Genomic DNA, 22376 nt, shown 5'->3' on the forward strand with positions numbered 1-22376 from the left:
TCTGTGGGAGGTTTGGTCCAGGCTCGCGGGACACGTTCGGGCGGACGCCAACCTTTCGTCATGCCCAATACCGGGTACTTCGGTGGTGTGCGGGCACCGCTCGTGGACGTGATGACGCTCGGTGCCCGCTCAGCATCACGCGGGGAGTGACCGTTACCATTTCTTGACCAACAACGTCCGGATCTCTGCAGATTGGTGTCGATTCCGTGATCCCGGCTGACATGCGTACCCAGCTGAAGACACGCCTGGCCGACCACCCGACCCTCCTGAAGTCGGCACGACGAGCGCGGCGAGCCCTCCGGGGTCCTGCCCGCCGGCGCCAGGTACGACGGTCGAGGGCAGCCGACGCCAGACTGGTCCCGTCGCCGGTCTTCGTGATCTGCGGGGTCCGTTCCGGCTCGACCCTGTTGCGGGTGTTGCTCAACAGCCACCCGGCCATCTGTGCGCCACACGAGCTGCATCTGCGCTTCACCCGGGTGAGTTTCGACAAGCCGTACGCCGAGGTCGCGATGAAGGAGCTTCACCTCGATCGCGACGAGTTGGAGCACCTGCTGTGGGACCGCGTACTGCACCGCCAACTCGTCCGTAGCGGCAAGCGGGTCCTGGTCGACAAGACGCCCGCCAACGCGACCCACCACGAACGGCTGCTCGCCTGCTGGCCGAAGGCCCGCTTCATCTTCCTGCTCCGCCATCCCGCGTCCGTGGTCGCGTCCTTGATGGAGTCCAGGCCGGACCGGGAGCTCGCACCCACAATCCGCGAGGCCCTCACGTACCTGAACGGTGTCGAGGAGGCGCGCCAGGCTCATCCCGGCCTGGTCGTGCGCTACGAGGACCTCACCGCCGATCCGGCCACGGTGACGAAGCAGATCTGCGCGTACCTCGGAGTCCGCTGGGATTCCCACATGCTGGAGTACGGACGCAGCGAGCACGGCAAGTTCAGGGCCGGGATCGGCGACTGGAGCATCAAGATTCGTACCGGGTCGATCCAGCCCGGCCGTCCACTCCCCGAGGCGGACGAGGTGCACGAGGACCTGCGTCCGTTGGCCAAGGCGTGGGGCTACCTGCCCTGACCTGGCGCGCACGATCCGTCTCGCCCATGGACATGACGGCCGACGCGTGTCACCCTCCCTGCCATGGGGATCGTACTGATTTTTGCTGGTATTGCCGTGCTTCTTGTTGTGCTGGGACTCGTCCAGCGGCGCCACAAGGAAAGACTCCCGTGGAGCGACCGCGCTGAACGACGGGCCTTCAAAAACCGGCTCCCGAAGGGCTCCGAGCAAACCCTGCCTCCGAGTTCCATGGACTTCCCCGGCTGACAACGGCGTTCCATCTGCGCCGTCAGCCGAGAGTACGCGGGGACGAAATCGGGTTGGCAAGTGCATGGGGCTTCGCCAAGCTGCCATGCATGTTTCTGAGTGACGTGCTTCTCCCGGCCAGGTCTGACGGGCTTACCTGCGATGGATGAGTCTTGCCCTGTCACCCAGGACATGATTGCCGAGGGTCTACGGCAGCTGGGCCTCAGCAAGGCGTCCCGCGTACTGGTCCACGCGTCCTTGCGTTCGTTCGGTCGCGTCGACGGCGGCGCCGAGGCCGTTTGTCGCGCACTCGTCGATGTGTGCGGCACGGTCATGGTCTCGGCCGGCGCCTGGGACCTGACCGGTCTGCCCGCACCGCCGGGGCTTACCCGCCCGGACAACGCCTGCCATCAGGCCCAGACGTGGCAGGAGTTCGACGATGCGCTGGCGAAGGCGACCGTATATTCCAAGGATCTCCCGGTGGATTCCTGGCTCGGCACGATTGCCGAGACGATGCGGCAGAACTTCCCCCACGAACGCGGCGACCATCCGCTGTTCACCTACCTCGCGGTCGGCCCGGATGCGCGCCCACTGGTCGACGCTGGACGCCTCGACTGGCCGCTCGGTCCGATAGAGGAGCTGGGAGAGCTCGGCGGCGACGTCGTACTCCTCGGCGTCGGTCACACCTCCAGCACCGCCATCCATCTGGCAGAACAGCGGTTGGGGCGTTCGCGGTTCTACCGGTACGCCAAGAAGGCACCGGGTGTCTGGATGGAGCTGCCGAACATCCCTGGTGAAAGTCATCGCTTCGGCGAGATCGAAGGCCTCCTTGCTCCGGTGACCACGGAGGTGCGCATCGGCCGCTGCCGCGCGCGACGGCTGTCCGTGTCGGACGTGCTGTCCACGACCGAGCGTCTCGTTGCGGCGGATCCGCGTGCCCTGCTGTGCGAGGACCCCGAGTGCCGGTGTGGCGCCGCGTATCAACAGCGGCTCGCTAACCTGCGCGGAGGTGGCCACGGCGTCTGAGCCGCTCGTCCCGGTCAGGGCCGCTCTGAGTGGCCCCCTCTGTTGGCTCTGTGGCCTGTATTGCTCTGTGGCTGCCCGGACCCTGGGTCGGCCCCTATGATGCGGGAGGTCCGCGCCTCCCCCGTAGCACCATCGTCGTTCCGAGTGAGGTCTGCCCGTGAACCTGTCGCCCGCTGGACCGAATTCTGCCTACGCCGACGTCATCCAGGGACTTCGCACGTCCTACGACGGCGGTGCGGAGTCGCGTGACAGCGACACCAAGAGTGCGTGGAAGGTGGCCGAACGCGCCGGCTTCCTCGGCCGACTTCGCGAGCAGGAATGCCGACGGCTCCTGGAGATCGGCGCTGGTACCGGTCAGGACAGCCTGTTCTTCGCAGAGAACGGGCTCGATGTCGTGGCGACCGACCTCTCGCCCGCGATGGTGGCGCGGTGCGTGGCGAAGGGCATCGACGCCCGCGTACGAGATTTCCTCGGGCTCGGCGAGGAGTTTCCGCCGGAGTCGTTCGACGCCATCTATGCGTTGAACTGTCTGCTGCACGTTCCGCACGCCGACCTGTCGGCCGTGTTGGCTGTCATCCGATCCGTGCTCCGGCCGGGCGGCCTCTTCTTTCTCGGAGTCTATGGCGGCCAGTCCGAGGAAGGCCTCGCGCGCAGCGATCATCATGATCCACCGCGATTCTTCTGCTTCCGTACCGACGAGGAGCTTCAGCGGGAATCAGCTCGGGAATTCGAGATCGTCGACTTCCACGCGATGGCAATTCCTGACGGCCGGTTCCAGTCACTGACGCTTCGCCGGCCCGAATAGGGGATGGACGGGGTCCCATCAGATTTCGTGGTCCATTGCCGTTCATACGCGGCAGTCGCCGCGTCATGCATCCGACGGGCCGGAGACCTGTCGCCGACGCCGTAGTCCGGGCACACTCATGGGGTGCGGATCCATCTCGACACCGATCTCGGCGGCGACCCGGACGACATCTGCGCTCTTGGGCTGCTTCTCGGGTGGCCCGACGTGGAGATCGTCGGTATCACGACCACGATCGATCCCGGGGGTCGCCGGGCTGGATATGCGGCGTACTGCCTCGATCTCGTCGGCCGCCGCGACATTCCCCTCGCCGCCGGCGCCGAACTGTCACTGACGACGCTACGGAGCGCCGACCCGATCGTGGACGACGAGAGGTACTGGCCACGCACAGCTGTGCCACTGCCCGCTCGGCCAGGCGACGCACTGGACCTGCTCCAGCAGAGTGTGGAGTTGGGCGCGACGATCGTCGGCATCGGGCCCTGCACGAATCTGGCGATGCTGGAGGTGAGTCGGCCGGGTCTTCTCGGCCGCGCGCCCGTGGTGGTCATGGGTGGCTGGGTTCATCCGCCCGACGATGGCCTTCCCGCGTGGGGACCGGACATGGACTGGAACGTTCAATGGGACACGCGTGCCGCCGAAATCGTCGCGCAGACGGCAGATCTCACCCTTGCGACGTTGCCGGGCACCATGAAGGGTCATCTGCGCACTGCCGACCTGCCCCGACTCCGCGCGGCCGGACCGTTCGGGGAACTCCTGGCACAGCAGGCCGAGGTCTATGGACGCGACAACGGAATGCGGGAACTCGGTCGCGCCCACTCCGGTCTTCCGGACGATCTCCTCAACTTCCACTGGGATCCCGTCACCTGTGCGGTGGCAGTTGGGTGGGAGGGAGTTGAGGTGACCGCGCATCGCCTGCAACCCGTCCTTGACAACCATGTGTTGCGATTCCACCCCACATCGGACGGGCGGGCCATCAAGGTACTCGACGACGTCGACGGTGACGCTTTCACTGACATCTGGCTCGCGGCTGTCGAGTCGATCAACCGACCGTCGACGTGAGTACTTAGCCGAACCGCCCTGCTGGACAGGGGTTTCTGGACTGGCTGGTCCGAGCCGAGGAGGACGGGCGTGCATGACACCGGCTCCTCCACGCACGACGTCACCATTCGTGCAGACATCGTGATCAAGCGCTTCCGATCGTGGAGTCGCGGCGAGCATCGGCGCGAATGGGCGGGCCTGACGTTGCTCGCCGCTCACCTGCCTGGGCTCGCGCCGCGACCGATCAGGGCGGACCTGACCGGCGTTCCTCCCACCGTCGTGATGTCCCGACTTGCCGCAGAGCCCTTGGGTTCCTCACTTCTCACCTCGGCACAGATCGACGCGCTTGCGGCTGCGGTCGGCCGACTTCACCGGGCGATTCCGGCGTGCGAACTGGCGAAACTGCCGCGACGGATCGGACATCCCGCCGCGCTTGTTGGGCAGGTCGCGCATTCGATCGCCTCGCCACCTCAGCTGGGGACCGACCCGTTGGTTCGCCAGGCGTACGACATGGGATCGGCGTGGATTCACCAACTGTCTGCCGATGTGGTGGAAGCCGATCCGCCGCCGGTCTTCGGTCTCGCAGACGGCAATCTCGCCAATTACCTCTGGGATGGTACGCAGGTCATGATGGTCGACTTCGAGGACTCCGGCCGAAGCGACCGGGCCTATGAGGTTGCCGAACTGGTCGAGCACCTGTCCGCCTGGATCGGCGATGCGATGGACGTCCCGGCACTGCTGACGGCATTCGATCTCGCACCCGTCGAGCTGGCCAGACTGGGCGAGCTGCGTCGGCTGTGCGCGTTCGTCTGGCTCCTCATGCTACTGCCAGGTGGACCTGCCCATGCCCGTAATCCGATCGGCACGACGCGGCGGCAAGCCGAACGCCTACTCACCCTGCTCTCGTAACCACGGTCTGGCGACGTGCGTGAGTAACCGGCACGCCGAATTTCCACACACCACCAGTGCGGGTGGCTTGGCCTTCCACTGTGCCCGGCGCGATCGGGTCCTGGACCGAGACTTCTTCCGTTTGGGTTCCTGCATGTGGTGGCTCCCGAGTGATGAAACCGCGAACCACGTCGTCCATCCAGCCGCGAAGGATTGCACGCCCGCTAGTCGGCGGAAGGTGGCAGCTCGCTCAGGCGGCTGGAGAAGAACGAAACCGACGTAGCAGACCGCTACGTCACGCGGAACGCGAGAATGGCCGGTGCGCTTCGGTTGCTCGCTGCAATGGCGGCATCCGGCGCCACTCGGCCACGTACACATCGGTTCGCACGTCAGCGATACTACAGTTCGTGGACTTCTTCGACGGATCAGGTCTTGGCCTCACCAGAGGTGTCGTCAGTGTGGTGCCAAGTAATCCGCGATGGGCCGAGGTGTACGAACAGGTTGCCGCGTACCTCCAAGCGGCCTTGGCCGAGGCGGACGTGGACGTGGACGTGGACGTGGAAATCGAACACGTCGGCTCGACCTCGGTGCCAGGACTGGCGGCGAAACCCATCCTTGACATCGCGGTCGGCCTCCCGCCAGGCACCGACCCGACCGCACTCACCGCCGCGTTGGAGACGTTGGGCTTTCTCTACCGTGGTAGCGGTGATGCGGATGTCGTCGACCTGATGTTCGGGTGGGAGGACCAGCCGCGCCACCGGCTGGTGAACCTTCATGTTGTCACCGTCGGCGGTCCGGCCTGGCGAGACTATGTGCGTTTTCGAGAAGGCCTCAGAACCAACCCCGAAGCCAGAGATGCGTACGCCCGCTTGAAACAGGAGCTCGCCGTGAAGTATCCCGGTGACCGCCAGGCCTACATCGCTGGGAAGGACCAGTTCGTCGCGGAGATCCTGTCCAGGCTATCCGACATCTGAGTTCGTACGGCCACGACGGACACGGGGCCCTCTGGGATGGTTATGCCTGGATGAAGTACTGCTCCGAATGTGTCTGTCCGGGCGTCTGGATGGTGTAGGTGTCGATCATCTCGGCGGGCACATTGTGGAAGTTGCTCTTGACGATGCCGTATCCACTGGCTTCGAGTCCCACACCGATGACCTGGAACTCCTCCTTGGCGATCGCGAGGATCTCCTTGATCAGTGCGACCTGCTGGTCCTGGTCGGTCGTGGCGAGGATCTGGTCGTAGAGCTCCATCTGGCGTTTGTTCGGTTCCGGTGGCTCCTCGCCCAACTCCCCGCCGGTCGCATACCACTCTGCCCACCGGATGGCATAGCGCGATCCCGTGTTCTGCGGAAAGAAGTAGAACGGTTCGAGGATGGTGGCACGCGCGTTGAACGCCCCTTGGTCGCCCTGCCAGATCACGGCGTCGTGTTCGTTGGCCTCCACCCGCTCGGTCCACAGTGCGCGGTTGCGCGACTGGGCTGTGACGGTGATGCCGACAGCCTTCCAGCACGTCGCAAGCAGCTGCGCCGTGTCGGCCCACTCGGGGCGGAGCTCGCCACTGAACTCGAGGGAGAAGGTGATCGGCTTTCCGTCCGGGCCGAGTCGCCTACCGTTGGCGTCGCGGTCGGCATAGCCGGCCTCGTCGAGGTGCTGCTCGGCCAGGTCGACGTCGTAGTCGATGTACTGCTTGGCCATCTCCTCGTCGAAGAGCTCCGACTCCGGGCGCGGAGCGGTCTGCCACGGCTCTCCCTGCTTCTGGAACGCCGTATCGATGATCTCCTGCCGGTTGATCGCGTGTGAGAGACCGATCCGGAACGCCTTGTTCTGAAAGATCTTCCGCAACATCGGGTTCTTGTGCGTCAGGTTGAGCTGGATCAGCGTATGGTTCATCGATCCCGAACGCAGGTCGAAGAAGTCGTAGTCACCTCTCGTGCGCCCACGGGCCAGCACCGGCTTGTTCGTCAGGGTGTTGAAGTGCCGGCAGTGCATGTCGAAGTCGCCGGCCACGGCTTTGGTGACCATGACCTGCACGTCGCTGATCACTTCGAAGACGACCCGGTCGATGTACGGAAGCTGCCGTCCGTCCGTGTCGACCTTCCAGTAGTACGGATTGCGCTCCGCGACAGCACGCGTGCCACCGTCGGCAGGGCGGCTGAACTTCCATGCCGAAAGGACCGGAAGGTCGACGTTGAGCAGCGGGTCCACCTTCGCGGTGTACAACGCCATCCAGTCCTCGAGACCGTCGGCCTCTGCCATCGCGGCCGCTTCGGGATTGTGATCGACGTGGAACTGCTTCACATAGTGCTGTGGATGCGCGATGAGGTAGCGGCCCAGAGCGGTGCACTGCCGCTGCAGAAAGAGTCCGTCTGGTTCTGCGAGGGTGATGCGTACGGTGAGGTCGTCGATCTTCTCGGCCTGCGCGGGCCAGGGTGCCACGGGCCACAGGTCGGTGTTGTTGAGGACCTCGTTCTGAGCGAAGACAATGTCGTCGGCCGTGAACGGTTCGCCGTCGGACCACTTGATCCCGGCGCGGAGTACGAAGGTGTATTCGGTGCCGTCGGCGTTGGCCTCGAATCGCTCAGCCAGGTTGGGAAGCATCTGCTTCCACTCGGCGTCCCATCGCAGGAGGTAGTCGTAACAGAGGATGCGGTTGGCCCACGACGAGTCGGCACTGCCCTGCAGCACCGTGTGCCACTCCCCGCCGTACTGTCCGGTCCGGTCGACGGGCTCCACGACGACCGGCTTCTCCGGCAGGCGTTTCTTCACGGCGGGGAGCGTGCCGTCCTTGACCTTCTTGGCCAGGTCTGGCGCTTCCATGCCCCGGGCGCCACGGCCTGAGCCGGACCGGTCGCTGCCCGGGTCGGTGGAGAGCAGGTCACACCCAGGCACGCCAACGGCGACGAGCGCCAGCGCCCCTCCCGCCTTGAGCAGGTCCTTGCGGGATATACCGCGGCCTTTCTCATGCCGGGATGCCATCGCGTCGTCTCCTGACGGATTGCCGGAGGGGTTGCAGCAACCCTGCCGCTGACCGGTTTTAGGGTCAAGACCGAATATCACCACTCGCGGCCGAGAGTGGCCAGATCGAGGTACGACCGCCGAACGAGCGATGGGCGTAGCGGCAGGTGGCCAGCTCTACCCCATGACGTTGACACCGATACGGCGGCTCCCTACTTTGAGGCGGCTCACTGTTCGGATGTGCCGACGCCCGGATGGCGTGAGAGGTGGGGAGAACATGAGACTCGCTCTTGTTGCCGGTTGCCTTGCCGCCGCGTGCGTCGTCACCGGAGGCGTCGCGGCAGCCGAGGTGCCAGCCACGACGGCTGCTGGAGCCGGGATGACGGCCGGCGAGTCGACCGATGACGTCGACCGGGGTGACCTTGCCAGGCGTACGGCAGAGTCGCCGAAACTGCTGACCGGCGAGGTGTCGCTCTATCCACGGGCGATTCGGCTCCGGCACAACGGCACCGCCAACGACCGCATCATGGCGAGTGTGGTGACGTTCACCGGACGCGGCGGCGAAGGTGCGATCCTGGAGAGCGTCGACGACGGCCGCAGCTTCCAGCAGGTCGGTGCGATCCCGGCGTCGGAGCAGGCCGGCACTCCCGGGCTCTGTTGCGCGAGCATCTTCGAACTCCCGCGACGGATCGGGGACCTGCCCGCCGGCACGCTGCTGTGGGCGGGCAGCGTGGGGGCCGATGCCGGCCCAGACCGACGGATGACGCAGCGGGTCTGGCGTAGCAGCGATCTCGGTCGGACCTGGACCTACCTGTCGAACTGTGCCGAATCCCCAAGCCCGCGTGGGATGTGGGAGCCAGAGTTCTCCGTCGATGCGGCCGGACGACTGGTCTGTCACTTCGCCGACGAGTCCGAAGGTGTCGAGGGCAGCCAACAGCTGGCGAGAACTGTCTCCACCGACGGGGTGCACTGGGGACCCAAGCAGGTCACCGTGCAGAGCCGGCCGGGAGCCTTCCGCCCTGGCATGCCCGTCGTCCGTCGGCTTCCCGACGGCACCTACCTCATGGTGTACGAAATCTGCGGTGTGCCGGGGCAGTACGACTGCGCGGTCTACTCCCGCACATCACCGGACGGTTCCGACTGGGGCGATCCCACTGACGGCGGAACGATGATCGTGGCCGCATCGGGCCGGTACTTCACCCACACGCCCACGATCGCCGTGATTCCAAGGCCGCACGGCAGTGCGCGCATCGTGCTGGTCGGCCAGCTCCTGCAGAACGCCGACGGCACGACAGCCGCTGGCAACGGTGCCACCCTCATGGTGAGCGAAGACGACGGCAGCGGGCCATGGCGCGAGATCCCCGCACCCGTGGCGGTGCCTGAGGCGTACAACAACTACTGCCCGAACTACAGCTCGACGCTCGTCCCGTCGCTGGACGGCCGGCGGGTGCTCGAGATCGCCACCGACTACGCCGACGACGGAGTGTGCAAGGCGTACTTCGCGACTGGCAGCCTCGCCGCCGGCGGATAGCTTTCGGTTTGTCGGCGAGTCGACGGCGTGGTGGCGCGTAGGGCCGGGGGCCCTGCCAGGGAGTCGCTCGGCCGGTGCGCTCATCCGCGTCCGCGGCGAGGGCGGCGGCCTGATCCACCGAGGGAGACCTATGACGCTCGATCGCGCGCACCTGGCCGAGGTGTTGAGCGAAAGCTATTCCTACTACGAGGGCCCGCCTCCGGTGTCGTGGCCGGAGCCCTTCGACCTGGTTTTCTCTGAACGGGGTCCGATCGGGTACCAGACCCGTGGCGTGCAGGCGGCACTCCGCATACTGCGTCCCGGTGGACTGATCTTCTCCGAGGTCATCGGCGACCTTCATCACCAGGAGGTCCGCGAGGTCTTCGGCGACGCTGCACCCCTCAACCAGACCATCAGGACACTTGACCAGGTGAAGGTCGCGATGGAACGCAGCGGGGTCGGGATTCGGGTGGCCGCCGACATCGTGTCGAAGCGCTACTACCCCGATGTGTACGAATGGCTCAAGTTCCAGTGCGGCATCTGGGCCTGGACGGGCCAGCCGCTGCCGTTGCCCGAGGATCCGCGCCTCGAACTCTTCACCCGCCGCCACAGCGATGCGGCCGGTGGAATCGAGGTGACCCATCACGTGGTGTGGGTGGGCGGCGTCAAGCTCGAAGACCCGCCACGCTATGCCGAACACGAGCACTTTGCGTAGCGCATCCACCGAGCGCCTGACGCCTGGTCCGTGAGCACGGCGACCCCATGCTGATCTGGGCGACGCGGCGGGTCCATTCGTTCAATGCGACTGGGCCGCCCTTCGCATGCAGCCCCTCGACCCGCCCTTCGCATGCAGCCCCTCGACCCGCTAGGACGTGGTCGTCGAGGCAGTGCTCTCCGGCTGCGGCGTACGACTGGATTCCGGCTCCGCGCAGGCGTCGCCAGATGTGGTGAAACGTCGCAGCGCCCGGTTGGTCGCCGCCACCCCGGCGATCCCTACGACGCAGAGGATCCCGCCGGAGATGGCCGCGAAGCTGGCGCTGGTCACGCCCGCCACCAGACCGCCACGGAAGTTGCCGAGATCGGGTCCTGAGACACCGACGATGTGCTCGAGGGCGCTGACCCGGCCGCGATGCGAGTCGGGCGTCGCCAGCTGCACGATGGTTCCACGCGAGATGACCGAGAGGGTGTCCGCGGCACCCGCGACGGCAAGGAAGCCGAGGGCCAACCACAGGTGCTGCGCCAGGCCGAACCCCGTCAGCCCCACGCCCCACACCCCGGCGGTTATGAGCATGACCACGCCGGGACGCCCCGGACGGGTGAGCGTGCCGGACAGCATTCCCGCGGTGATCCCTCCCACGGCGATCGCCGACAGGAACAGGCCCAGCGTTTCGGGTCGCCCGCCGAACCGCTCATCGTTGATCGCCGGAAACAACGCGATCGGCATGGCGAGCACCGTCGCGAACACGTCCGTCGCGAAGGCGCCGGACAGGGCGGGCCGGCGCACGACGAATCGCCAGCCCTCCCAGATCGCGGCGAGTCCCGGCCGGTTCGCCTCGCCAGTGGGGCGCATCGACGGCAGACCGAACACGCCGTAGACCGCGGCAACGAACAGCACTGCGTCCAGCAGATAGCAGATCTTCACACCCCAGGCTGCGGTGACCATGCCGGCCACCGCAGGCCCGACGAGCATGGCCAGCTGGAAGCTGAGGTGATTCAGGGCGATGCCGGCGCCGACCTGCTCAGCTGGCAGGAGACGGGGAACGAAGGTCCGGCGGGCGGGCGCCCCGAGAGCCGAGCAGGTCGACTGGATCGCGACGATCGCCAGCAGAATCCCGAAGGACCCCAGCTCCGCCACCGCCTGCGCGACCAGGACCACGGCAGCGAGCAGCTGTCCGACCATGGTGAGGAGAACCAACCGGCGGCGGTCGACCGCGTCGGCCAACACGCCGCCCACCAGCCCGAACACCACCATCGGCACCGCGCGCGCCAGGCTCAGGACGCCTACCGCTGCAGGGCTGTCGGTCAGCTCCCATGCTTGGTACAGCACCGCAACCAGCGTCAGCTGCCCGCCCAACCCGGACAGGCTGCCGCCCATCCAGAGTCGCCGGAAAGCAGCGCTCGTACGCAGCGGACGGATGTCGACCAGCCCGTGGGCGATGCTCACGAGCGCGAATCCTCGTCGTGGTCGTCGGCCAGGTGTCGCGCGATCCGGTCACGGAACGACGTCCGATCGAGCGCCGCCTCGAGATCCCGCACTACCTGGCTCAGCGCGTACGGGATCTCGTCCTCCAGATCCGCGACCGCCCGCTCGGTGGCACGCCACTCCGCCTCGAGGAACGGCAGCACCTTCCGAGCGCGCGCTGTCAGCACGACCTCGCGGGTGCGCGCGTCGGCTCCCGGTTTGGTACGCACCAGACCCTCGCGGCGCAGGCTGCTCACGGTCTGACTCATCGCCGAGTGGGTGACCTGCAGCTCCGAGGCGAGTTCCCGGATCGTCATCGGGCCACGGTGGCGGAGCCGGATGAGCGGCATGGTGTAGCGCGGCCGGATCCCTGACACTCCACGCTCCGCGTAGAGGCGCGCGATCTCGTCGTCCATCGCCGAAAGCAGGAGACGCAACGGCCGCCACCGACTGGCCTCGGTCGGGTCCGGTCCAGGCGCAGTGGAGTCGGGTCCACGCGCGGCGGAGCGGTGCGGATCGCGGTCGGGAGCACGTTCGCGAGATGGTGCCATGACGGCATCGTAACAGCACTTATGTAAGTGCTGTTACGACTGCCGATTGCCGGGGTGTCACTGGTGGCTGGAGCTAGCTGCGGCCGGAGACAAGATCCTCGAACTGGCCTCCGAGGTGTTTGACGAATCCTGCGGCTGCCCGGTAGTTTATCGATTCACATGGTTGATCGATTCACCAATGTCGGGAGGTGGCCTGTGAGCCGGACGACGCTGCTGAGTCTCGCCAAGGCTCTGGGTGTCTCCCGGACGACGGTCTCGAACGCGTACTCGCGTCCGGAGAAGCTGTCGGTGGAGCTGCGGGAGCGGATCTTCGCGACGGCGCGCGAACTCGGTTACGAAGGTCCGAGCCCACTGGCGGCGTCATTGCGCAAAGGCCGGACCGACTCGATCGGCGTGTTGTTCACCGACGACCTGGGCTATGCGTTCAGCGACCCGGTGTCGACGCTGTTCCTCGCTGGAGTCGCCAGACAGCTGCAGGAAGCGGGCCATGCGTTGACCGTGCTGTCGGCTCCACGGTCCGGCGGCAGCGGGCCGATGTCGCGGGCGATGGTCGACGGGCTGATCGTCTACTCCGTCGATGAGGACTCCCCCGGCCTGGCGGTCGCCCGTAAGCGTGCCATCCCGTCGGTCCTGGTGGACCAGGCGCCCGAGACCGGAGTCGCATGCGTGAACGTCAGTGATCGGGTTGGCGCCGAGGCCGCCGTCGCGCATCTGGTCGAGCAGGGCCACACCGCGATCGCCGGTGTTGCCGTCGCGGCCGGGGCATCCGGAGCAGCTGCCGAGCAGTGTGTGCTGGTTGGCAAGAACGCCACCAGTCGAAGCTTCGTGGTCCGCGAGCGCATGGCCGGGTGGCGGAAGGGATGCAAGGCGGCTGGCCTTCCACCGCCGGTCATGGTCTCCTGCCCGGCCAATACCGCCGCGCATGGCCGGCATGCCGCCCGCCTGCTGCTCGATGCCGATCCTCGACCGACGGCCTTGGTCTGCCTGAGTGACGAGCTGGCGCTCGGAGTGATGGCGGAGCTGGCAGCGCACCGGTTGCGGGTACCGGCTGATGTGTCGGTGGTGGGCTTCGACGACTCGCCCGCCGCCGCGATGGCGCAACCTCCGTTGACCACCGTACGACAGCCCGCACGCGACAAGGGCGCGCTCGCCGCCCAGCTGCTGCTGGACCGGCTCCGCACCAGCGAGACCGGCTCCAGTCAGCTTCTCGCCACCGAACTCGTGGTCCGTTCGAGCACCGCGGCACCACCAGCCGACCCGTCTAGATCTCGGAAAGGACGCCGCCATGCTGGCCGTGCAGATCGCTGACCATGGGGGTCCCGACGTCCTGACCCCAATCCAGGTCGAACGCCCGAACCCGGAAGGTGACCAGGTCCTCGTCCGGAACCACTGGATCGGCATCAACTACGTCGATCTGCAGCACAGGGCCGGTACGCCGTACCCCGTCGCCCTGCCGCTGGTGCCCGGAACCGAGGCGTCCGGTGTCGTCGAGGCCGTAGGCCCAACCGGTGACCCGAGCCTGGTCGGGCAACGCGTCGTGCATTTCGGGCACCTCGCTGGGGTTTACGCGGAGCTGACCGCGGTCCCAGCCGCAAACATGGTCCTGCTAGACGACGGCACACCCCTCGACGTCGCCGCCGCGGTGGCGATCGCGGGCACCACCGCCCACGTCCTGGTGCGCGAGGCGGTGACCAATGTCGCGGCCAAAACGGTCGCAGTGCATGCGGCGGCCGGGTCGACCGGCGGTGCCGTCGTGCAACTCGCGGCCGCGGATGGTGCCCAGGTCATCGCCCTCACGTCATCGAAGGAGAAGGCAAAGGTGGCACGCCAGCTCGGCGCGGACCACGCGATCCCGCTCGCCGCCCACCCCGATCCCGTCGCCGACGTGCAGGAGATCACCGGCGGCCGGGGCGTCGATATCGTCTACGACGCCACTGGCCGGGACACCTTCGAGCTGAGCCTCGCCATGCTCGCCACCCGAGGAACGCTGGTCATGTACGGGGCCATCACCGGGACGCCCCCACCGTTCCGCCTCGATCGGCTCTCGGGGATCACCGCGCCCCGCCGTACCGCCGGGTCCCTCTCCCTGCGCTGGGCGTCGGCCAGCCACTACCTCAGCGATGCGACCGCCCGTGCTCACGCAACACATGCCGTGCTGACCGCAGTGCGCAAGGGCAATGTCACCCCGCGCATCGTGGACCGGTTTCCGCTCAGCGAGGCGGCGACCGCGCATCGACGGCTCGCCGACCGCTCCGTCACCGGCAAGCTCCTACTCGCCGCCACACCCAACCCCTGACCGTGGCCAAGCCCACGCGACAACGGCCACGAACCCACCTGTCCGGACGACCAACTGGAGGATCACCCGTGCAGTACCGACCGCTTGGCAGGACCGGCGTCTCCGTCACCTCGTTCAGCCTGGGCACGATGCTGTTCGGCGGCGCGGTTGACGAAGCCGACGCCGCCCGCCAGCTCGACCTTGCCCTCGACGCCGGCGTCAACAGCATCGACACCGCCAACGTCTACGGCCGCGGAGCCAGCGAGGAACTGCTCGGCCGGCTGCTCCAGAAGGCAGGACGCCGCGACCGGATCGTCCTGGCGAGCAAGTTCCACTGCGCGATGAACGACGACGACCCCAATGCCGCCGGAAGTTCCCGCCGACACATCGTCGACCAGTGCGAGGCCTCGCTGCGCCGGCTCGGCGTCGACCACCTCGACATCTACTACGTCCATCGCCCGACGACCCGGGTCCCGATCGACGAGACCCTCCGAGCACTCGACGATCTGGTGCGTTCCGGCAAGATCCGCTACATCGGAACCAGCAGCTTCGCCGCCTGGCAGCTGCTCGAATCGCTCTGGGCAGCCAAAGAGCACCACCTCAACCGTACGGTCGTCGAGCAGACGCCGTATTCCCTGCTCGACCGCCGCGTCGAACGCGAACTGCTACCTATGGCCAGCAGCTACGGCATCGGCATCACCGTCTGGTCACCGCTCGCCGGTGGCCTGCTGACCGGCAAGTACGGGCGCGGCGCCTCGCCCTCTGGCGTTCGGCTCGCACGCGGCGGCAAGGGCGACTGGGACGTCAAGCATTTCGGTGACCGGGTCGACCCGGTGGTGGACGCGATCGTCGACATCGCCGCTGACAAAGGGTGTACGCCCGCACAGCTCAGCCTCGCCTGGCTCCTCGCGCAACCGGCGGTGAGCAGCGTCGTTCTCGGTGCCCGAACCGCGGACCAGCTCACCGAACAGCTGGCCGCCACCGACGTCATGCTCGACGACGAAGACCTCGCCCGGATCGACGCGATCACACCACCCGGCCGAGCAGTCGTCCCGTACTACCTCGACGACGCCTACGCCGACTTCCGCCCACACCTACACCACTGGTAACAAGCAACCACGGGAGACCAAGGAGCAGGTGCTGAGGCGGGTGGCTGCCAGTCGACGGGACAGGTTCGGACACACCCTCCCGCCTACCCATGCGCGGCGTCTCTGGAACGATCGCCGGGTGAACCCCAATGACCGCTCCATGCCGCCTCTCAACGCGGATGAACGCTCCACGCTAGAGGCGTGGCTCGACTTCCACCGCACCACCCTTGCCATCAAGTGCGCAGGGCTGGACGACGCACAGGCAGCCACCCCCTCGACGCCGCCGTCGACCTTCACGCTGACCGGGCTGGTGCAACACATGGCCGAGGTCGAACGCAACTGGTTCCGGCGAGTGTTCGCCGGTGAACACGCTCCACCCATCTACGATCCAGAAGCTGACCCCGACGGCCCCGACGGCGGCTTCGACGTCGCCGAAGGAGCAACCCTCAAAGAGGCGCTGGCAACGTGGTCTTCCGAGATCGCTGCGGCCCGTGAGCGCTGCGCGAAACATCCACTGACCGACACTGGGCGCTTCATGGACCAGGACGTCAGCCTGCGCTGGATCTATGTCCACATGATCGAGGAGTACGCCCGGCACAACGGACATGCTGACCTACTTCGAGAGCGCATCGACGGCGCCATCGGCGTATAACGCTCCAGGATCCTCAGTTGAGGATCCGCATGCGTGGACCGTATCGGAAACCTGGGAACTGCCGGATCCGTGCGTTGCTTCGTGCACCGTAGCGTTGGCCGGGTGTATCGACGGTGGCTTGGAGGCGGTTGATGACGGACGGCCGGCAGGAACTGGTGGAGATGCTTGTTCAGGAGATGCCTTGGTATGTCTCCTCGGCCGTGCGTTTCCAGATGGCGGTTGCCGACCAGTTGGGCATGCCACTGACGGACGTACACGCCCTTGGCGCACTGATGGAGTTCGAGCCGATCGGCGCGCGGCGGTTGGCCGACCTGATGGGGATGACGACTGGAGCCGTGACGCGGATCGTGGACCGTCTGGAGCGGGGCGGGTACGTCCGCCGCGAGCCGGATCCGAACGACCGTCGACGAATCGTTCTGCGGCTGGTCCCCGAGCGGGTCGGCCAGATCGCCAGGTATTACGAGTCGATGGATGTGCGCTGGCAGCGACAGATCGGCGGCTACACCGACGCGGAGCTTCGGTTCCTGGTGGAGTTCCTGCGGCGGGGGCGGGAGTACGCGCAGGCTGAGACCGTGGCCCTGCGCGCCCGTGGGCGCGCTCACGGAACCCGGTCGCGACAGCCACGAGGCATGACCTGATCAGGGTTCACCCCCAGATCCCCCTGATAGTTGCATCAAGCACTAGCTGCTTCTAGCAGCTACATGGTGGGTTCCTCTCGACGTCATCCCACTCGAGACCGGAGCCCACCATGAACCCGACCATCCAGATGAGCGCATGGCAACGGCTTCTGCCGTTCTTCCTTGCCGTGCCCTTCACCACCATCGTGACCGGACTGTTCAACCTGGCCGAGGTCCTACCGGCACCGGTCGCCCTCCTGGCCGGCGCCGCGTGGGGCGCCGGTCTGGGTCTGTTCGTCACCTGGTTTCGGGCGAGGCGACCCGGACCCACCAACGCGCTGGAAGACGGATTCGTCTACCTCGGCACCGCCGCGTTCGCGTTCGCCGGCTGCGGCGGCCTGATGGCCATCCTGCTGCTGAACGGGGCGCTGGACAGCCCATCGATCACCGGACAAACGCTGGGGAGTACGTTCCTGCCGTCGATTCCGTACTACGTCGTCGTCAACAGCCTGCTCGAAGTCCTGCTCATCCCCGGCGTCCTCTACCTCGGCTGGCGCCCCGGAAAGCGCCGCGCGCTGCTTGTCACCGGCGCCGTCATGTACTTCGCGATGCGCGTGTGGACCTACCTGGCGTTCGTTCCCGCCCGGCTCGGATGGGCCGAAACCGAGCACACCACCCAATCACTCACCACCGCCGAACGGCAGCAGGCCGCGTCCGACCTCATGCTCAACGACCCCCGATGGATTCCCATCCTGGCGATGTTCGCGCTCTTCCTGTTCGCCGCCCACCTCCCAGCCAGCTCCCGGTGCGAACTACGTGGATGACGACGGGACCGAACACGTCGTCAACGACCCGGGCGTCTTCCTCGTCAGGGATCTGGCCGCCTGACAGCTGCGCTACGGCACGAGAGGGGGTGCCGGGAAACCGCGCACCGTCGCGAAATACCGGGGCCAGAGCGCGAACGCCTGGATCGAGGGGACGTTGACGATCGACCCGCGCCGGTGCGGAAGCATCCTGCGCACAAGGCACTCCATTCCATCCGCGCGAGATGCCCTACCGAAGACAGCTAGGGCCGCGAGGTGGTCAGCGGCAGTTCCTGTTTGCCGGGCATTTATCTCCAGTGTCACCTCGTCTTTTGATCCGCAACGCGTGGTCGTAGCGTTCTCACCACGTCCCGATTGGCGATCGGTTTAGCTGCGGAGGCGACGGTGAACGCGGGAGACGACGAGGTAGTTGCCGCCGCCCGTGCGGGCGACGAGTCGGCCTTCGCCGCACTCACCGAACGGCACCGGGGTGAGCTGCGGGTGCACTGCTACCGGATGCTGGGATCGTTCGACGACGCCGAAGACCTTGTGCAGGAGACCTTCTTTCGCGCCTGGAAGAACCTCGCGAGCTTTCAGGGCCGCTCGACGATCCGTGCCTGGTTGTACCGGATTGCGACGAATGCCTGCCTCGACGTCCTCGGGGACGGCTCCCGCCGCGTGCTTCCTCATCACCTGACGGGGCCAACGGATCCGAGCGTCGGGCTCCCGCCGCGTACCGACATCGCCTGGCTGCAGCCCTTCCCCGATCGCCTGATCGGCACGGAGGGGAGGTGGGAGCCGGCTGCACCGAGCGAGGCGGAACCCGACGCCGTGGTGGTCGCCAGGGAGACGATCGAACTGGCGTTCCTTGCAGCGATCCAACACCTGCCGCCTCGGCAGCGGGCGGTGCTGATCCTCCGCGACGTACTCGGCTGGCCAGCCAAGCAGACCGCCGCGCTGCTGGAAGGCAGCGTGGCATCGGTGAACAGCGCCCTGCAACGGGCGCGGTCAACGCTTCGCGATCACCTGCCGGAGCGCCGCTTGGAGTGGGCACCCTCAGCCGAGCCCACCGAGCAGGAGCGGTCGGTGCTGCGGAGGTACATGGACGCGGTCGAGCGTGCCGATCTCGCCGCAGTCGCGGAACTGCTCGCCGAGGACGTACGTACGACGATGCCGCCTTATCCGATGTGGTTCCAGGGTCGCGGAGCGGTCGTCGCGGCACTCACCGCGAGCTGGGACGCAGGCGCTCCGGGTTACGTGGGACGGTTCCAGATGGTGCCGACCCAGGCGAACCGGCAGCCGGCCGCCGCGGCCTACGTCCAGCGCCCCGGCGACCATGAGTATGCCGCCTTCGGGATCGCCATCCTACAGATCGAGAACGACCACATCGTCGAGATCACCGCCTTCCACGACCTCGACCTGTTCGCGGCGTTCGACCTGCCGACCGCGCTGCCTGCTTCGTACCGATGAGTTTTCCGGCGATCCGCCGTCTCAAGGAAGGTCAGTCAAATGTGATGTCGCCGGAGGTAGGCCATGGCGAAGCTGCTGTATTCGGTCACGATGTCGTTGGACGGGTTCATCGCCGGTCCGGGTGGTGACATGTCCTGGTTGACCGAGCATCTCGGACCCAACCCGATCGTCGGTGAGCTCCTCGAGAAGATCGGCGCGCTTCTTGTCGGCAACCGCACCTTCGGCGGTGACGATCCGCACAAGGGCGACGCGGACAAGGAAGGCAAGTTCGCCGGCGGTGGGTGGAGCGGACCGCAGTTCGTGCTGACCCACAACCCGCCGGACACACCGGTGCCCGACGTCACCTTCGTCGGTGACCTCGACACCGCCGTCAGGGCGGCCAAGGCCGCCGCGGGTGAGAAGTACGTCAACGTTCTCGGTGCCGACGTCGCCCGGCAGTGCCTCGAGGCGGGAGTGCTCGACGAGATCCTCGTGCTCATCGCTCCCGTCCTGCTCGGTGATGGCGTCCGGCTCTTCGACCATCCTGGCGGGACCAACATCCCACTCGAACGCCTCAGTCTGACGCACGCGCCTCAGGCCACCAACCTCTGGCTGCGCGTGGTCGGAATGTGAGTTGACACGCGACGTCGCGAACAGTTCGGATAGGCGTCGGCCCAACCCCAGTTCGAGAAGGTCCCCATGTGCGCAGGCAAGATGCATGCCGACGAGATCGACATCGACGCCGACCTCGTCCGCGTGTTGCTCGCCGCACAGTTTCCGCAGTGGGCGGACCTTCCGATCCGTCACGTCCCCTCGAGTGGAACCGTCAACGCGTTGTACCGGCTCGGCCCCGACATGGCGGTACGGCTCCCGCGGATGGCAGGCTTCTTCGAAGATGTGGAGAAGGAGCACCACTGGCTGCCCCAGCTGGCTCCGCTCCTTCCCCTCGACATTCCCGTCCCGCTCGGGAGGGGAAAGCCGGTCGAGGAATACCCCTGTCAGTGGTCGGTCTACCGCTGGCTCGAAGGGGAGAATCCCACGCCTGACAGCCTCTCCGAGCCTGCCTTGCTCGCCAAGGACCTGGCGCAGTTCGTCTCCGCCGTACGCCGGATCGATCTTCCGGGCGGACCGCCCGCCTACCGAGGCGGGCCGCTCTCCACACTCGATGCGCCCACCCGTACCGCGATTGGCGAGCTGGGCGCAATGGTCGACACCGTGGCCGTGACCGCGGCTTGGGAGGCATCCCTGCACGCACCCGCGTGGACCGGTCCACCCGTCTGGGTCCACGCCGACCTGATGCCCGGAAATCTCCTGACCGTCGACGGCCGGCTCAGTGCCGTCATCGACTTCGGGACCGTGGGGGTCGGCGATCCCGCGTGCGACCTGATCGTCGCGTGGAACCTTCTGCCGGCCAACGTACGAAACGACTTCCGTACCGCCCTGCAGGTCGACGACGCCGGCTGGATCCGGGGGCGCGGTCGCGCGCTGTCCATCGCACTCATCGCACTGCCGTACTACCAGGACACCAACCCGATGATGGCCGACAACGCGCGCCACGTGATCCGTGAGGTCCTTGCCGACCACAGGTCGTGACACAGTGCTGCCGGGCAAGGTCACCGGGCGATCCGAATCTCCACGCGTTCACCTCCTGTGCGGCTTGGTGGGGCGGGCAAAACGACCTACGCTCGCCACCTCGCCGCAGACCTCCCGGCCGTGCCCACCGGACGATCTTCGAGGCGCCAGGCGAGGACGACGGCATCGAGATCGTGACCGTCCGCCGTTGAACTCCGCAGCGGATGGAGGAATCCAGCCGGCAGCACCCGCACCAAGACAGCCCAGAATTGCGCGCTTCTCACCAACCACGCGGCGACGCTAGACTCACCGGCGACGAGTCGGTGTACGTGCCGCCGATGTGTTGTTTGGCCAATAGCGTCTGCACAGGGTGACGGGTGGGACACATCCTAGGAGGACTGTGTTCCGCCCCTACGCACTCATCGTGCGCGCTCCCGGAGCGCCATTACCCTTGCTCGCAAGCTTTCTCGGCTCTCTCCCCATCAGTATGCTCACGCTCGGCGTGCTGTTGCTCGTCCACGCCACCACCAGCTCCTTCGGCTCGGCCGGCCTGGCCAGCGGCGCGCTGAGTGCCGGCAACGCGTGCGGCCTGATGATCCAGGGGCGCCTGATCGATCGGTACGGCCAGACACGCGTGCTGGTCGGCACGGGTCTCGGTTGCACTACGTTGTTGATCCTTCTGACCCTGGCAGCAACTCGGCAGGCCCCAGTCGCACTCGTCGTCGCGCTCGCCGGGGCCGGCGGCGCGTGCATACCGGCGACCATCAGCAGTATGCGGGTGCTGTGGCCGACACTGGTGCGGCACACCGACGAACTCGAGACCGCGTACGCCCTTCTGGCGATGCAGTTCCATATCGCCATGATCACCGGACCGCTCGTGGTCTCGGGCCTACTCCTCTTCGCCGGCCCGTCTGTTGCGGTGCTGGCCGCCGCCGGGCTGGCCGGCAGCTCGGCGCTGGTGTTCGCGTCCACTCGGGCGTCACGCCGATGGAGATCTTCTGGCGTACGCAGCCAACCCCGGCCGACAGGACGTGCCACCTCGGGAACCCGGACACTGCTCGTCGCTGGTCTCCTGGGAGGAACGGCGTTCGGCCTCATCAGCGTGGCGATCCCAGCTACTGCCGTCGATCACGGCACTCCCGCCCTGGCGGGCGTTCTGTTCGCTTGCGTATCGGCAGGCGAACTCGCCGGAGGAACGCTGTACGGCGGTCGGTCGTGGAGAATCCCACGATCCAGGAGGCTTCTGCTCGCGCAGGCGACGGGAACGGGCGGCGTTGTCGCTGTCACGGTTGTCGCCGCCACCCAGCCAGTGGTGCTGATGATTGTGCTGGTGATCTTCGGCGCACTCTACGCTCCGGCCGGCATCGCTGCGTCCAGCCTGCTCGACGATGTCGCCGCCGAAGGCGCGCTGACGCAGGCATACACCTCGATGGTCGCGGCCGGCCTGGTGGGAGCATCCCTCGGTAGTGCGTTCGGAGGACTGCTGGAGAACGCCACGGCATCCTGGATGCTGTTCGCCGCGGCCGCATGCGCGATGGCCGCGGCGGCGTTGTGGACCGTCGTACGCCGACACAGCCTGACTCGCGCGGCAACGGCCGGTCACGCAGCGGGCGCCTCACACGCCGCGGCCTCCGACGCGGCGCCGTGATCATGCTTGCCGTAATTCCCTTGCC

General features: G+C 66.9%; 22 protein-coding genes. 18 read left to right on the forward strand and 4 right to left on the reverse strand.

Annotated features, from left to right (window positions below):
- The first annotated feature begins 221 nt into the window (after positions 1–221).
- The 5 genes from ABN028_RS25000 (at position 222) to ABN028_RS25020 (ending at position 5070) form a co-directional block, all read left to right on the forward strand.
- Positions 222–1070 carry a sulfotransferase family protein gene (locus ABN028_RS25000; protein WP_349698326.1) on the forward strand — a complete coding sequence of 283 codons (849 nt, stop codon included), beginning with the start codon at positions 222–224 and terminating at the stop codon, positions 1068–1070.
- 417 nt (positions 1071–1487) lie between these two features.
- Entirely contained in the window at positions 1488–2321 is an 834-nt protein-coding gene (locus tag ABN028_RS25005) for an AAC(3) family N-acetyltransferase (RefSeq protein WP_349698327.1), read from the forward strand.
- 157 nt (positions 2322–2478) lie between these two features.
- Complete coding sequence (locus tag ABN028_RS25010) at positions 2479–3126, forward strand: class I SAM-dependent methyltransferase (RefSeq protein ID WP_349698328.1); 648 nt, start codon at positions 2479–2481, stop codon at positions 3124–3126.
- A 123-nt stretch (positions 3127–3249) separates the two neighbouring features.
- Entirely contained in the window at positions 3250–4182 is a 933-nt protein-coding gene (locus ABN028_RS25015) for a nucleoside hydrolase (RefSeq protein WP_349698329.1), read from the forward strand.
- A 69-nt stretch (positions 4183–4251) separates the two neighbouring features.
- On the forward strand, positions 4252–5070 hold the full coding sequence (locus tag ABN028_RS25020) for a phosphotransferase family protein (protein WP_349328186.1): 819 nt from the start codon (positions 4252–4254) through the stop codon (positions 5068–5070).
- Here the strand turns inward: ABN028_RS25020 and rpmF are convergent.
- A complete protein-coding gene (gene rpmF / locus ABN028_RS35500; protein WP_502877579.1) occupies positions 5050–5427 on the reverse strand; it encodes a 50S ribosomal protein L32 in 378 nt (125 codons plus the stop codon). The genes ABN028_RS25020 and rpmF overlap by 21 nt on opposite strands.
- 29 nt (positions 5428–5456) lie before the next feature.
- Between rpmF and ABN028_RS25030 the strand changes: the two genes are divergently transcribed.
- The gene (locus ABN028_RS25030; protein ID WP_349328188.1) at positions 5457–6023 is read left to right on the forward strand and encodes a GrpB family protein; all 567 of its coding nucleotides are present in this window, start codon (positions 5457–5459) and stop codon (positions 6021–6023) included.
- Between the two features lie 40 nt (positions 6024–6063).
- On the opposite strand, the gene ABN028_RS25035 is transcribed toward ABN028_RS25030, so the two are convergent.
- A complete protein-coding gene (locus ABN028_RS25035) occupies positions 6064–8025 on the reverse strand; it encodes an ABC transporter substrate-binding protein (RefSeq protein WP_349698330.1) in 1962 nt (653 codons plus the stop codon).
- Between the two features lie 256 nt (positions 8026–8281).
- Between ABN028_RS25035 and ABN028_RS25040 the strand changes: the two genes are divergently transcribed.
- The gene (locus tag ABN028_RS25040; protein WP_349698331.1) at positions 8282–9535 is read left to right on the forward strand and encodes a sialidase family protein; all 1254 of its coding nucleotides are present in this window, start codon (positions 8282–8284) and stop codon (positions 9533–9535) included.
- Positions 9536–9665: 130 nt separating this feature from the next.
- The gene (locus ABN028_RS25045) at positions 9666–10229 is read left to right on the forward strand and encodes a hypothetical protein (protein ID WP_349698332.1); all 564 of its coding nucleotides are present in this window, start codon (positions 9666–9668) and stop codon (positions 10227–10229) included.
- Positions 10230–10379: 150 nt separating this feature from the next.
- On the opposite strand, the gene ABN028_RS25050 is transcribed toward ABN028_RS25045, so the two are convergent.
- Both ABN028_RS25050 and ABN028_RS25055 read right to left on the reverse strand, forming a co-directional pair.
- Positions 10380–11678: an MFS transporter gene (locus ABN028_RS25050; protein ID WP_349698333.1), complete on the reverse strand. Its 1299-nt coding sequence runs from the start codon at positions 11676–11678 to the stop codon at positions 10380–10382.
- Entirely contained in the window at positions 11675–12247 is a 573-nt protein-coding gene (locus tag ABN028_RS25055; RefSeq protein WP_349328193.1) for a MarR family winged helix-turn-helix transcriptional regulator, read from the reverse strand. Before ABN028_RS25055 ends, ABN028_RS25050 begins: the two co-directional genes overlap by 4 nt.
- A gap of 195 nt (positions 12248–12442) precedes the next feature.
- Between ABN028_RS25055 and ABN028_RS25060 the strand changes: the two genes are divergently transcribed.
- From ABN028_RS25060 to ABN028_RS25105, 10 genes are all read left to right on the forward strand, one after another.
- Positions 12443–13555 (forward strand): LacI family DNA-binding transcriptional regulator, encoded by a 1113-nt coding sequence (locus tag ABN028_RS25060; RefSeq protein WP_349698334.1) that lies wholly within the window; start codon positions 12443–12445, stop codon positions 13553–13555.
- Entirely contained in the window at positions 13533–14543 is a 1011-nt protein-coding gene (locus ABN028_RS25065; protein WP_349698335.1) for a zinc-binding dehydrogenase, read from the forward strand. Before ABN028_RS25060 ends, ABN028_RS25065 begins: the two co-directional genes overlap by 23 nt.
- Positions 14544–14611: 68 nt before the next feature.
- Positions 14612–15631: an aldo/keto reductase gene (locus ABN028_RS25070; protein ID WP_349698336.1), complete on the forward strand. Its 1020-nt coding sequence runs from the start codon at positions 14612–14614 to the stop codon at positions 15629–15631.
- Positions 15632–15770: 139 nt separating this feature from the next.
- Complete coding sequence (locus ABN028_RS25075; protein WP_349328197.1) at positions 15771–16262, forward strand: DinB family protein; 492 nt, start codon at positions 15771–15773, stop codon at positions 16260–16262.
- 131 nt (positions 16263–16393) lie between these two features.
- The gene (locus ABN028_RS25080) at positions 16394–16900 is read left to right on the forward strand and encodes a MarR family winged helix-turn-helix transcriptional regulator (protein ID WP_349698337.1); all 507 of its coding nucleotides are present in this window, start codon (positions 16394–16396) and stop codon (positions 16898–16900) included.
- Between the two features lie 110 nt (positions 16901–17010).
- Positions 17011–17703, forward strand: a complete 693-nt coding sequence (locus ABN028_RS25085; RefSeq protein ID WP_349698338.1) for a hypothetical protein — start codon at positions 17011–17013, stop codon at positions 17701–17703.
- Positions 17704–18087: 384 nt separating this feature from the next.
- Positions 18088–19152 carry a sigma-70 family RNA polymerase sigma factor gene (locus tag ABN028_RS25090; RefSeq protein ID WP_349328200.1) on the forward strand — a complete coding sequence of 355 codons (1065 nt, stop codon included), beginning with the start codon at positions 18088–18090 and terminating at the stop codon, positions 19150–19152.
- A gap of 63 nt (positions 19153–19215) precedes the next feature.
- Positions 19216–19764, forward strand: coding sequence for a dihydrofolate reductase family protein (locus ABN028_RS25095; RefSeq protein WP_349698339.1), 549 nt, complete (start codon positions 19216–19218; stop codon positions 19762–19764).
- A 66-nt stretch (positions 19765–19830) separates the two neighbouring features.
- Complete coding sequence (locus tag ABN028_RS25100) at positions 19831–20724, forward strand: aminoglycoside phosphotransferase family protein (RefSeq protein WP_349698340.1); 894 nt, start codon at positions 19831–19833, stop codon at positions 20722–20724.
- 403 nt (positions 20725–21127) lie between these two features.
- A complete protein-coding gene (locus tag ABN028_RS25105) occupies positions 21128–22351 on the forward strand; it encodes an MFS transporter (RefSeq protein ID WP_349698341.1) in 1224 nt (407 codons plus the stop codon).
- Positions 22352–22376: the final 25 nt, after the last annotated feature.

The organism is Actinopolymorpha sp. B17G11 (assembly GCF_040196095.1).
GTDB lineage: Bacteria > Actinomycetota > Actinomycetes > Propionibacteriales > Actinopolymorphaceae > Thermasporomyces.